Genomic DNA, 13,921 nt, shown 5'->3' on the forward strand with positions numbered 1-13,921 from the left:
TGAGATTTTTTGTTACTGACAATACAGCGTCAAATTGCACTGGCTATTTTCTTGGGCAATGTCAGGGCAAGGCTATCAAACACCAGGCTCAGCACATCATCCACTTGTGGCTCTAGCCCTGTCCACATCGGTAAACGCAATAAACGGTCTGATAAGGTATTGGTGTGGGTCATCTCACCATGTGTTCTGCCATATTTTTTACCTGCCGGTGAGCTATGCAATGGCACATAATGGAACACTGGAAACACCTCGTTTTTGCGCATCTGCTCAATCAAAAACGTGCGCTCTTCCAGTGAGTTGAGCAGTATGTAATACATATGCGCATTGTGTTGACAATGGGCAGGCGTGATTGGCCTGGCCAGCAAGCCTTGCCGCTCTAAAGCATGTAAACCGCGGTGGTATTGTTGCCAGATGCCCCGTCTGCGCTGGGTAATGTTTTGCGCTTCTTCAAGCTGTGCCCATAAAAAGGCGGCAATCACCTCTCCCGGCAAGTAGGATGACCCCACATCTACCCAGGTATATTTATCCACCTGCCCCCTGAAAAACTGGCTACGGTTGGTGCCTTTTTCTCGGATAATTTCAGCACGCTCAATAAAACGCGCATCGTTAATCAATAACGCGCCGCCTTCGCCAGAGATCACATTTTTCGTTTCGTGGAAGGAGTAACAACCCATATGGCCGATGGTGCCCAGTGTTTTGCCTTTGTATGTAGCAAACACCCCTTGCGCCGCATCTTCAATCACTAGCAAATTGTGGCGTTGGGCAATCTCCATGATGGCATCCATCTCACATCCCACACCGGCATAGTGCACTGGCACAATGGCCTTGGTCTTGGGCGTGATGGCGGCTTCAATTTTGGTTTCATCAATATTGAGTGTGTCCGGCCGAATATCCACAAAAACTGGCACGCCACCACGCAAAGCAAAGGCATTGGCAGTGGATACAAAGGTATATGAAGGCATAATGACTTCATCGCCCAGCTGAATATCGGCCAGAATAGCGGCCATTTCCAGCGCCGCAGTGCATGAATGTGTCAGCAGCGCTTTTCTGGTCCCGGTTTCATGCTCCAGCCAGGCATGACACTTTTTAGTGAATGGGCCATCACCAGCGAGCATGCCGTTGAAATGGGCTTCGGCAATATAAAACAACTCTTTGCCGGTCATGAAGGGTTTGTTAAAGGGTGTTTTTTTCATTTCATGTTCATCCTACGATCAATCTCATCAAGATTGCGGTATGTTTATGCACCAGATTTCGCTAGTACCAAGATGCCAGAAACAATCAAGGTGATACCAAATATTTTGTACAGACTCATTGCCTCATCGAACCAGAAGGCAGCAAACAAAAACACCAAAACAAAATTTATTGCTGTCCATGGAAACGCATAACTAATTTCAAACTTGGTGAGTGTCATCATCCAGGCGATTCCCGCCAGGAAAGAAGCGATCATAGCTGTGACCACCCAAGGCTTAATCAATAAACTGCACACAAAATTAAGTTTTCCAAGTGTATCTTCTGGTAAACCGCCTGCCATACCCACCTGCCAGCGCATGATTAGCTGGCTGTACACAGTGAAGAATATTGTGGCTACGATGTATAAATGATTTTGCACTTTATTAATTTCTAAGAGACATATTTGTGGTACACATCAGTGCTTTTGACAAACCTAAAACCAAGCCTGTTGTACAAATTAACGACAGCCAAATTACTCGCTGACACCGAACTCATCACCTTGTTGTGACCTTGCCTGAAGACCTCATCACAAACAGAAGTCCACCAATATTTTGAATAGCCCAAACCTCTGAATTTTGTGGCGACAGCGTGCAATTGAAGTGCATTATCTTTAATCGCCACAAAACCAGCGACTGATTGTTCATACATTAAGGCAAATACCTGTCCATGCTGCATCAAGTCCTCTAGCCATTGATCATAACGTGCATCGGCCAATTGGTTCGGGATATTGGGGTCACGATGAAATCTGCCATGCACAAATGCACTGTGGCTAATTGTCAGCAATTCATTTTTGTCATAACTGGCAGAAATCGAATGCTGTGGGGAGACAAAACGTTGTAAAGCAGAGTCAGTACACTCGGGAATGAGCAAAGTATCGCAGTAATAAAAACCATATGCTTGAGCAAGAGTTTTGTCAGCCAATGGATCCAGCTTTAGGGTATACAGCCCTGGCTGCAAACCACACAACTGCAAATGCGCACTATCATAAACAGGCACTTCAGCGGTATACCAGCCAAAAACCTTGGTATCCCATGGTGTTTCATGTAATGCCGGACTACCCATTAAATGTTGTCCTTCGCACAATATATAATGGGCGGCCTTTCATCTGGTCAAATGCCTTGCCCAAATAGATACCGATGATACCAAGCATCGAGATAATGATACCGCCCAGGAAATACAACGATACGATTAAACTACTCCAACCCTGGACGCTTGATCCGTATATCATTGCATGGCCTAAAATGTAGGCGCCATAGGTAAACGCAAACGCTGACATCAGAAAACCAACGTTAATTGCCATACGTAATGGCTTGTCTGAAAAAGCGATAATCGTGTCGGTAGCAAGTTTAAGTAACTTTTTGAAGGTGTAACTAGATTTGCCCTCGAATCTTTCATGGTGAATGACTTCTAAACTGGTTGTCGGAAAACCCATCCACTGCACTAAGCCACCAAAAAACCTGAGTTGCTCTCGCATGCCTTTAAAGTTATCGACGACTATTTTAGACATGATACGAAAATTACCATGACTGCCATCGTATTCGGTATCCGCCAGGTAACTTAATGCCCTGTAAAACATTTTTGAGGTGAGTTTTTTTAAAAACTGGTCTTGTCTGTTGGTACGGCTTGCCAACACAATATCAAAACCTTCTTGCGCTTTTGCATATAGCCTTGGTATTTCCTCAGGCGCATCTTGCAAATCGCAATCCATCACCACAACCCAATCACCCTGACAAACATCAAGTCCGGCTGTGATACCGTAATGCTGGCCGAAATTACGGCTGAATTGCAGCCCTTTTACACGACTATCAAGTTGCGATAGTTCGATGATTCTTTTCCATGAGCCATCGCCACCACAATCCTCTACCAATACAATCTCGAAATCTTGCGAAATCTCTGATAATGATTTTTTTAAGCGCGAGTACAGTTCATCAAGACATTTTTCAGCCTTGTAAACAGGAATAACTACTGAGATATGCGGTTGATGTATGACATTTGTTTTTGACATGGTCTTTTTTAATGCAACAAAAGTGCCATGTTGTTAGTAGAAGGCTTGGAAAAATATTTTTTACAATTCAATGCCTTACAACAACTCAAATGGAGTTTAGCAATATTGTAATTTAAAAATGGTTGATTTAAACCAATCAAGTGGTTTAAATCAACCATTTTTGTTTATTGAATTAAAGCGAGTAAAGGGTCACTATGGGCTTTCCGGTATTGGCGGCAATTTTCCGCTTGCCTTGCTGCATCCACTGGCTTCACCAGATAGTGTGTATAAACACCATCTGGATGTTCCACATTAATAGCGCCCCAGTCCGTCAGTCTTTGCGTTTGCAACCGACCTGCTACATGGTAGGTTGCTTTGCTAGCGGCAATACCATGTGCAGACAATATTTGATCCGTTATAGCTCTGCGCCCATGCTTTTCAATCAGTAACCATGCACTGGCTAACGCATCACAACTTGCTTGCTGCAACGCAACAGCAGCCAACCTCTCACTGCCGCTATATCCGCCTATGGTCCAAGCCTGACCAATTGCACATGCCTGCATAAAATAGAGCGCTCCGGGATGATGGCCAGTTAAATCGATGACAGCTGTTTTTTTCTTAAAACCATTGCCAGTTGCAATTTGGTTGAGTGTTTGCAGATAGCTGGCTGTGTCGTCCGATAACACCATAGCTTGAGCAGCATTTGGCTCTGTCCAGACTGCCGTTTGCGAAAACAATCCCTGTGTTTGCCTATAGGGTGTATTCATTGCAGCAATCACGCCAATTGTGCTCATGCAAACTACGACAGAGGCAATCAAGTGATGGGATTGTTCTGAGATTGTTTTCCCCTGCAAAATCAAATAACACAATAACACCCAAAATACACTGGCCCCTGCAGCCGTTTGCCAGTAGTTATTATTCGTGCCAACTGCATACACATATGGCATGACAATCAACAGCGCACTCAACCTGAAATCGACTTTGAAGGCGCATTTTTTCCGGTAACATTGTGCAAACAAAAACGACGCAAACGGTAAAGCAAGTATGATTAATGTATGGTACGAATTTGACTTGGCCGCAGATACATCATGATTTAGCAATCGAAACAAGGCGAATGCCACAATCATTATTATGATGATTTGGAGCAATGATTTAGACCATACACTAATCTGTTGGGCCATCAATAGTCCTAGCATGATTGCGGCACATGTTAGAGAAAACTGGAATTTGAATAATGGTGTCACATCAAAGAGGTCTAATTTAAAAAGGTTTGCGAGGCTGTGGTCACCACCCATAAGCTCAACCAACAATAAACCACCTTTAAAGCGAAGAAAAAATTGCGCCAGATTGCCATCCATCCACCAGCCCGATAGCAACAGACAAATAATAGCGACAATCCCCGCTATCAAAACAAGGGGCCAGTCTTTTCTAATACCGGGACTAAAGTAGAGTATTGTGATGACTGACAAAAAAAGTGCCGTTGAGGGCTTTGCCATAAAGACTAACCAACCACCCAGACCAATCAGTGCGGCGCCCCAATATCGCCTATGGCTTTGCATAGACCATACAAATCCGCTGACAGCGATCAAACAACCCTGAAAGTTTAGGCTGTTATAGCTGGGCGTTGGCACCCAACGCCCCATAATCATCAAAATATACAGTGCAGGCAGTGCTAAACAACAGCTCAGCACCACTTTACTTGCCAAAGGATATTCCGGGCTGTATTGTGCAACAAGCTGACAAGCAAGAGCCATGGCTAAGAACAAACTAATGAGCATGTTGGCTTGCCTCAAATACACTACATTACCGCCCAGCACTTGATATAGAGGGTGATAAATATATCCAAACTGACTTGCATAATATTTATACAGCCATGGATTGCTGATCCAGTTTAAGTAGTAACCTTCGTCAGTTAAATCTACCCCTACATGCATGCGATTGAATACAAAGCTCACCAATACGGCTGCAACAGTCAAAATCATCAGATTGATGACTATAGACCAACCGTATTTAAAACCTATTCTTCTGGCCATTGATAAATGAGACCCTTGCATGTGTCACAAAACCTCGCTCTGAGTTAACAAAGTTGAAATGCATATACATAAAAATAGCCATATAAGCTTGTTATGGCATGAGTAACATCAATTTTATTCATCCAATTTCGGATGATTTTAGCGAGCAGTTGAAAAAACTAGCTATTTGTCAATTCAAAGCTGCATCACTTTGACGCGTTCTGCCACCTGATTAGGAATCTTGGCAAACACAGCCTGTGCATTGCGGTTCACCACTATCAGGTCAAACATCGGGCTGGGTAGTTGTTGAATATCTTGCAACGAGAAATGTGCCAGTCGGTTGGCATATAGGGCCTGCAAATACTGTAAACCAGCTTGTTTGTATGGCGTCAGATTTTCATCTACCACCACGCACTTCGCACTGGTCAGTTTTAACACCATGAGTGCAAAGTGTCCGCCATCATAGCCCAGCAATAAAACGCGTTTGCTGTGATCTAGCAGGTTTAGCGCGTCGGCCTGAACCTCAGCCAGACGTACATCCGGCAACATATGTGCCGAGAGTGGCTGATCGCCAACATGCATGATGGAGGCTTCTTCTGCGCCTGACACAGCGCTCAAACACTGGTTTAATGCAAACCAGTGTTTGAGAAAGTCTTTGGACCATCGCTCTGAAATGGGTGAATATTTTGCGTTTGCGTTTGCGTATGTGTGCTCACCTTGATCTGCCAGTTTGAATGCTCGTCCAAAACGCTCGTTATTCCGTCTTGTGCGTTGCTGGTGTTTACCTTCGCCGTTTTGGCCCCAACAGTATAAGGCATTATTTTTTAGGTTAAATGGCAGTGCCATCATTGGGATTTGACACTCCCAACGTACATAGTCGAAGGCAAGCTGGTCTCGTTTGGAATTCGCAGAAAGCAATTCCCACCAGCGCATATTCAGCTTGATGACATTTGCAGAGCGGTGGTCTCGTACCAGAAAGCTGGTGACGTGCAAGCCGAATTGGGCAGGAAACTGTCTGACTTGATAGTGCTGGATTTGTCTGAGCACCGGTGTCAAGGCATCAATCCCACGTCGAATAATTTCGCCCGCCTCGTCATAGATACAATTTCTAAACTGATGCTTGCACAAAGCCACTGGCGCACGAGAGACACACTCCTCTATCAATGCTGCCGTTAATTTTTCCAAGGTAAAATTGCCATCTATCCAAACGGTCACATCGTAATCATATAAAAACAAATGTGACAATAACTTGACCCTGCGTGCATCCATTTGCGGGTCCTCAAACATGGCTGGGATGACGCGAACCTGCCATGGGGCCGGGGCAACAAATTCGGCTTCTTCTGTGTACAGGATGTAGTCTACCGCCGGGTCAATGTGGTTGAGCACAGGCGCACTATCGTAGCCACCAAAAATAGCGGTATAAACAGCTATTTTGCCAGGACGATGTGTAGAAACCACTGGATAACGCTGTTGATAAAGTGCAATGGCATTATTGTCATCCACATCGTCTCTGGCCAGAATGCGGGCGACCTCGGCAGGCTGCATATAGTCTGCTAAGGCCACAAAATGATTCAATTGCTGCATATCCATTTAAGCATTCGTTGCATTGTGGGCTGGTTTTTCACCCACCAGCCGCATATCGCGCGGCTCGCGTTTTTTGAACTGCGCGGGTTCTTGTCGAATGTTCACCAGTCCTGCTTGTCGCATGAGTTCAGCCAGGCTTTTTGGGGTGTATCCCCAACGGTGGACCATGTATGGATCGCGCCAGCCTGGATCGCCGTAAAACACCCACATGGTGCGTTCATGTTCCGGCGTGCCATGCGTGGTGGCGAGTTCAGGGTTCTTTAGAAAAAGCTCACAGGCGGCAATCAGATTGGGGCATTCCAAAATCATGGTGCTGCCCGGCTTGAGCACCCGTACCCACTCTTTCAGCACATCCAACACTTCCCAACGCCAAAAATGCTCGACCACATGCACGGATAAAATTTCGTCAACCGAGTTGGACTCAAACACGGTGAGGGCTTTGATGTCGCAGATAACGTCAGGCTTTTTCGCCCCTTCATTGATGACCAAATCGACGTTGATATATCCTGCAAGGTGTTTGTCGCCACAGCCCAGATTAAGTTTGCGTGGCAAGGTGACATGCGCGACTACGGTGGGCGTTTTTGCGTCAGACACTTGGACAGCAGGCTGATGCGCCATCTGGGTGGCTATCAGCGCTTCATGCCATAGCTGACCAATACGTTTCGGGGTATGGTGGGCGATGATGTAGGCTTGACCGCGGGCTATTTTTTCAGTCACTGCTTGCGGGTTGGCCAATGCCCATTGAATGTGGGTGTATACATCGCCGCCAACCTGGGCAAAGTCTGAAAACGGTTGGTAGGCGGGTAGATCACCAGTCATCACATAACGGCCTGCCCACAATGCTTCTACCAGTCGGTTTGGACTTTTACCCGCCTTTTGTTCGGATTGCAGGGTTGGTATCAGCACGATGTCGCAGCGCTCAAATGCAGACTGCATGACTTGCGTACTCCAGGGCGTATAGTTGACTTGCAAGCCGTTGCCGGACAAGGCCCGTGCAGCTTGCTCGCCTTGTGGATGCAAGGTCACCATTTCCAGCACGACAGGCCTGGTTTGTGCAATAGCACGAAGGGCAGGGAAAATCGGTTGCAGGGTGTCGTAATTGGTGTGGCTGCCAAACCATAACATGTGCAACGTATCACCGGGTGCGAACAGGGGCGCTTTTTTCTGCCCCTCAAAGCAGTCAGTAATCCAATCAACAGGTTTTTGCGTCAGCTTTTCGATGGTGGCTTTGAGTTCAGGTGTGCTGGCAATCACGCGGTCAGCCAGAGACAACAGAGCATGCTGGTGCTGGCCAATCGCATCCGGGCGCTCGAAATGGTTGTCACAATAATCAACTATCACATGCACGCCTTGTTGTTGCACTTGCTGCAGGTAGGTCAGGATAGCTGGCTGGAGTGACTTGGACACCACCAGCACATCGCCTGCGGCAAATTGCACCTCGCCCCAGCCATGTTGCGCCAGGTCAGCCTCGTTGACCACACGGCTTTGCCAGCCCAGAGGGCCAAGATTGGCGGCGGGCAGCAAGACCCGGTAGCGCGTACTGGCCATCCCTGATGTTGCAAAGCCCAGACTGGTGTCCAGCGTGCCTGCCGTGACCCACACTATCTGCCGAGCCGCGGATGTGGCTGGCAATATTTGTGTCCGTTGTGTTGGAGGTGCTGCGCTGAACGCTTGCGTATCCAGTGCCAAAGCGGCTGGCGCTAGCGCCTGACTTGCGGGCAGGCTGCCAAACGTGCTGACGATGTTTGGCAATGCCTTCAACAACTGATGCCATTGTGCGTAGATCTGCGTGCGTGCTGCCTCTGCCAGTGCATCTGTACACGGTGCGATGGTGGCATGCACATGCACCCCTTGCGCCTGCCAGTGGGTGTGCAAGTCTGCAATGGAGACCATCGCATGGCTACCCGCTATTAACTGCAGCTGGAATGCGGCACGTTTGGGCTGCTGACTAAAGTCATTGAACACATCCACCACCACATAAGCACCACGCTGTCGGGCATCGCTCAGCATATTGAGCGCATGGGCAGTCATCACTTTGGAAAACACGACCACATCGCCTGCTACGGGCGCCGGGCCACACCAACCACCCATTACTTCGGCCATCATCTCGTTGACAAACACCGATTGCCAGCCCTTTGACTGTAAACCCATCGCCGGGGCGATCACGCGCTGATTGGTACTTTCCAGTGCAGAAACTGGCGGCGTAACCTTGCTGTCAATTTCACCAGCCGTGACCCAGATGACTTTACCTGTTAGCGCTGCTGGCTGGACAGATTGTTCGCAGGTGGCAGATGGCGTTACCGGCTGGGCCAGCCCGTAGCGATCCAGCAATGAGAGGCGCAAGTCATCCAGCGGCGGTTGCCATGCGCGTTCAGGGGTTTGGCGATAGACCTGACTCTGTGCGAACCAGGGCGAGCTGTCGCCCTCCAGGCCCCAACGCCAGTCTCCATCGGCAAACTGCACAAACACTCTGGATCCCATGTCGAGTCCTGCGCGCAGGTGCATATTGGTGTTGGAGACCCCGATATTCTCGTCCAGTAGCGAGAGCAGCGCCAACAGGTCATCGAGATCGTCAGTCAGGCTGGCAGCATCATGCAGCCTGGCGCCGAGCGCCTGTTCAAACGCCTTGACGTCGTCGGCCATCACGTTGCGCTGCAAAGAGATGAAGGTGGCGTTGATACCGTTAAGGGCCTGGGACAGCAGATCGGCGTCAATCGACTTGGCCAATTTGGCAAAAATATTGACGTTGCCGTGCACCCCCAAGCCAGCACGCCAGTTGAGGCCTATATAAGGCCCCGGACCTTGTTCCGCCAGCCATGCACGCCATTTGCTTACCAATGCCGGGTCGGGGGACAACGGCAATGCCGGGGCAATCTCGGGTGCACCCAGTTGCTCGCTGGCCAGCGGCACTTCATTGACGATGAACGTCAAGTCGTAGTCCTCTGCCGCCGGTGGCGGTACACTGTCGGCAATCACGCGGTGAAACAAGCCGGTACGCTCCAGAATCGGCTTGAGTTTTTTACCACACCAGTAATCGACCACCATCCCAGCCTGCGCCAACCATGGCATATAGCGCAAATAAGACAGTTCATCACCCAAACCCATGTCACGCTTTATCAGTATGCGTGTACCCTTATGCGCGGGGGTGAGTACCGGGCAACACCAGTCATTCAACAATTCGGGGCGTTGCGCCACACTGCGCGCACTGAATTCACGGAATCCACGTCTGGCATCCCCCAGCTTCAGACGCGACATACCGCTAAACTCGGGCGCATCCAAACGGTTAGGGTTGATTTTCATGCATTGCTGATAGTCTTCAATCGCTTCGGCAATCCGGTTTTGATGCAGGTAGCTGGCAGCACGCGCGTAATGGATGGCGGACAACACCCGCATTTTCGGCTCTTGCAGGGCGCCTGCGGCAATCTGGCAGGCAAGATCGTTCTGCCCGTTTACAGCGAGGGCGCGCATTAAATCACCCACAATCCGGCCATCGTAGGGTGACAGTGTCAGTGCTTTCTGCAGCAGTGAAACTGCCAGTTCAAACTTCATATCGCGCATGGCTGTCCAGCCTAGCAAATGAAACGCGCCTGCGTGTTCGGCTTGCAAGGCCAATACTTTCTGCGCCAGCTGTATGGCATTGGTAAACTGGTTTTCGCGCACTGCCGCCCAGCCTTCGGCCAACAGGGTTTGAATAGTGGCAAGGTGCTCGTCTTCTTCACTGTCCACTGCTGGTGCCAAGGGTTGCTGTATTGTTTGTGGCGGTTGCCCGGCTGCGCTGCGTGCGGGCAAGGCGGCCAGAGTGGTGTTGAGATCCTCTGCGATGGCTTGCAGGGCGTTTGAAATATCACCGTCAATCGCCTGACGATAACAGGCCGCTTGCGGATACCAAGGTGAGTTGCCTGAGACTACCCAGCGCCAATCTTCATAAGGACGGTTGACCAGAATTTTGCTGGGGCGTCCAAGTGCTTCGCGCAAATGATGGTTGGTATTCGGCACGGCGATGTATTCATCAACGATTGCCATCAACGCCAGCATTTCCGGCAGATTGTCATTTAAACGCGACAGATTGAGGTATTTGCGACCAAGCGCACGCTCGAAGGCGGCAGCTTCTTTTTGTTCAGGCACGCGTTGTACGCTGATGATGGTGGCTGCAGTCTTGGCAAGCATTAGCCCCAATTTTGTCGGATCAATTTCGCGGTCACCCATGCGCACACCATTGCGCAGTTTTTTGCCCTGTACCCCACCCCGCCAGGTCACCGCCACATAAGGGGGGGGGCCGAATTTCTCCAGAATCTTTCTGAGTTTGGCCACCAGCTTATCATCTGCAGCCAATGGCAAGGGGGGTTGCGGCACTGTGATACCGATCTGCATGGCAGCAAGCGGCAAATCACCTATATTGATCCAGAAGCCATGCGGTGGACAGGTAAATGCCAACTCCACACTCTCGAACAAGCCTGTTTGCTCCAGCACTTTTTGCATTTTGGCATGGGTTTGCACATGCAGTCGCCAACCGCGTGCACGCAATACAGGGGCAACGCACAGGAAAAACAGGGTATCGCCTGGCCCTTGTTCGTTTCTCAACCACAACTCGCCCGGTTGGGCAAACTGAAATACCGGACAGCGCGCATGCTCCTGCAAGGTTTGATTGCGAAAGCTGAACCCGGGCAACCCTTGCTTAAAACGACACTGGATCAACTCGGCAAAGGAGATGGTGGTTTGCCAGGTCAGACTCTCAGGGTTCAATGCCAGTGCTCTGGATGCCTCCTCCGAGGCCGCATCAAAGTTCTCCAGTGCTGCATAAATCGCTGCCAGCAAACCTAGTGAGTCACTGTTTTCACCAAACTGGCGTATGGCATCCTGCACCGGTGCCAGCGCAGCCTGTGGATGTTTGGCAAGCAATAATGCCTCTCCCATATCGCGCAAGCGGCGCTCGGTCACCCCTACCGCAATTGCCTTTTGCAGCAGCGGCAATGCCAGATCGGCACGCCCATCACGGTTGGCAATCACACCCAGCACATGTGCTGCATCTGCCGAGTCAGGCGCCTGTGTAAAAGCTTGCGTGGCATGGGTTTTGGCTTCATCCAGCCGGTTATGCTGCAAAGCCGTCCAGGCTTGATCCACCAGAGAGGTCATCGCTTCCATGGCCACCTCTACTGCAAACCAAGCGCCTGGATTTTTGCCCAGTGCAACTCAAATTGTTCCAGTGCAATCAAAATAGCACCAATAGACAGTGCGACCCCGTAAGGCATTTTGATCGATCCATCAGACTTGAGATCCCAGCCCATATCCTGAAAACCCGACAGATAAGCGGAACGGGCCATAAACTTCATGTTGTACCACATATGCTTTAGCCCGCCCTGACGATAGGCCAGGTATAAAGCCCATACTCCGCCTATCATGGCACCCAGCAGCACAGTCAGTATCACGCCGCGCATGCTCAAATACAAACCAAACACCATGACCAGCTTGACATCTCCTGCGCCTACCTGCTTCAATCGATAGGGGACGATAAAAAACGCGCCACCCAATACCATGCCGATGATGGAGAAAAACAGCCCTTTCGCCACATCCACAGTGGGCAGATAAAAAAACATAGTGGCAAAGACCACCATCCAATAAGCCACTGCATACATTAAGTAAATATTTGGAATGCGCCTGTATTTATAGTCATTGATGGCGACCATCACGCTCAACAGCATCACGCCCAACAACAGCAAAAGAACAAAATGAGAAAAAACCATAATCTGTGTAACACTCAAAAATTTAGGAAGTGATGACGCCTGCAATGCGACAAAGTAATGTGAGCAGCACCCCTCCTTAACGTAAGGAAAAACCCTGAAACCTCACTCGCAACACCTTATTGCTCAACGCAAAGTGGCTAAAATGCTGCAATCTGCGTGCCAGCTCGCTTAGGTGAGAGGAATTAATATTTATATATTTATAATCAATGGTCTAACTGGTTTCAGCATATTTGACTACCATATAGCTACTCAAGAAAGTGGCTGATATAAACCAATCTGGTGGTTGTGCTGTGATTTATCAAGATGTTTCGGCCCATGCTTGCATGGGGTATGTTCAAAAGGGTGGTTGCTGGCAGCGCTGTGTGGCTCTCAACGCCATCAATGAAAGTGCGCTATTATCAACACGGTGAACGACTTCTAAAAATGAAAGACCGATACGGAAGCATATTGCACAATAGCGCAGCACTTGATGGAGGTACTTAGGGGTTGATGTTTTAAGTCGGTAGAAGCAGCGGTGATACATTCTTCAAATTTGTGAATAGTCGGGCTGCATTTTGGGTGCTCAACAAAATATATACGTTTCGCATGGGGTATCGTATTCGGGTAAGTATGAGTATTAAATTGCTGTGTTGAATAGTGATGACGGGTAGTAAAGAGTGATTACAGCCGCATAAAAAAAGCCGCATTGGATGCGGCTTTTTCCAATCAAACTATAATAGTAAACTTAGTCGATGATAGTGCTGATGCCACCCAGAGTAGCGCCCAGTTGGCCTGAAGTCAGGTGACCGGTTTCGCTGAAAGAAGCACCATTTGTAGCGTTGGTTGACAATGCTGTCAGACCTTCTGAGTGCAGACGAACGATCTGGTTTGTACCAGCTTCGTCAGTCTCGCCACCTGGCAAGTGGTTAGCCATCCAGCTGTACAGGTCAGCTGTTTTGTCGCCCAGTTGAACAACAGCGATGTAAGAAACGGCAGCCAAGGCGCCCAAAGTTACACCGTATTCGACCAGAGATTGGCCTTCTTCGTCTTGCAGGAAGTTTTTAACGTTTTCGATCATTTGATGCTCCTAATAAAGTAACCACCCAAAAAAATGTTCGAGTAATGCGCGGGTGTTGCCACAAAACTCGTTGGTTTAAGTTTTGGGGAGGATGGCAACATCCCGACACACGGTTACCTGATTAGGAACACTCACCCCATGGTGTGTACGATTGCAAATGCAATCAGTGTGCCAACGGCATAAAAAATAGATCATTTCTACATTATGTTATTTGCAATCAATCACTTGATGATTATTTCACATTTGCGATAAGAATTTTTCCCTGTGCGCGCTTATGGTTAAAAGCAACCACGTTGGTTGTAATGCGGTTGCT

Annotated in this window: 9 protein-coding genes; all 9 read right to left on the minus strand. The window is 48.8% G+C overall.

Annotation, left to right across the window (positions count from 1 at the left end):
* Positions 1-29: 29 nt before the first annotated feature.
* Positions 30-1,193 (minus strand): dTDP-4-amino-4,6-dideoxygalactose transaminase, encoded by a 1,164-nt coding sequence (gene rffA / locus Q9291_RS00795; protein ID WP_306388078.1) that lies wholly within the window; start codon positions 1,191-1,193, stop codon positions 30-32.
* 44 nt (positions 1,194-1,237) lie between these two features.
* Positions 1,238-1,549: a DMT family transporter gene (locus Q9291_RS00800; RefSeq protein ID WP_306388079.1), complete on the minus strand. Its 312-nt coding sequence runs from the start codon at positions 1,547-1,549 to the stop codon at positions 1,238-1,240.
* Positions 1,550-1,620: 71 nt separating this feature from the next.
* The gene (locus tag Q9291_RS00805; RefSeq protein WP_306388080.1) at positions 1,621-2,292 is read right to left on the minus strand and encodes a GNAT family N-acetyltransferase; all 672 of its coding nucleotides are present in this window, start codon (positions 2,290-2,292) and stop codon (positions 1,621-1,623) included.
* Entirely contained in the window at positions 2,285-3,235 is a 951-nt protein-coding gene (locus Q9291_RS00810; protein ID WP_306388081.1) for a glycosyltransferase family 2 protein, read from the minus strand. Before Q9291_RS00810 ends, Q9291_RS00805 begins: the two co-directional genes overlap by 8 nt.
* A gap of 164 nt (positions 3,236-3,399) precedes the next feature.
* Positions 3,400-5,247 carry a glycosyltransferase family protein gene (locus Q9291_RS00815; protein ID WP_306388082.1) on the minus strand — a complete coding sequence of 616 codons (1,848 nt, stop codon included), beginning with the start codon at positions 5,245-5,247 and terminating at the stop codon, positions 3,400-3,402.
* 174 nt (positions 5,248-5,421) lie between these two features.
* Positions 5,422-6,816: a glycosyltransferase domain-containing protein gene (locus Q9291_RS00820; RefSeq protein WP_306388083.1), complete on the minus strand. Its 1,395-nt coding sequence runs from the start codon at positions 6,814-6,816 to the stop codon at positions 5,422-5,424.
* Entirely contained in the window at positions 6,817-11,952 is a 5,136-nt protein-coding gene (locus Q9291_RS00825) for a tetratricopeptide repeat protein (protein WP_306388084.1), read from the minus strand.
* An 8-nt stretch (positions 11,953-11,960) separates the two neighbouring features.
* A complete protein-coding gene (locus tag Q9291_RS00830) occupies positions 11,961-12,551 on the minus strand; it encodes an A24 family peptidase (RefSeq protein WP_306388085.1) in 591 nt (196 codons plus the stop codon).
* Between the two features lie 724 nt (positions 12,552-13,275).
* Positions 13,276-13,608, minus strand: coding sequence for a Flp family type IVb pilin (locus tag Q9291_RS00835; protein WP_306388086.1), 333 nt, complete (start codon positions 13,606-13,608; stop codon positions 13,276-13,278).
* Positions 13,609-13,921 lie beyond the last annotated feature (313 nt).

This window comes from Methylophilus aquaticus (assembly GCF_030769565.1).
GTDB classification, from domain to species: Bacteria; Pseudomonadota; Gammaproteobacteria; order Burkholderiales; family Methylophilaceae; genus Methylophilus; species Methylophilus aquaticus.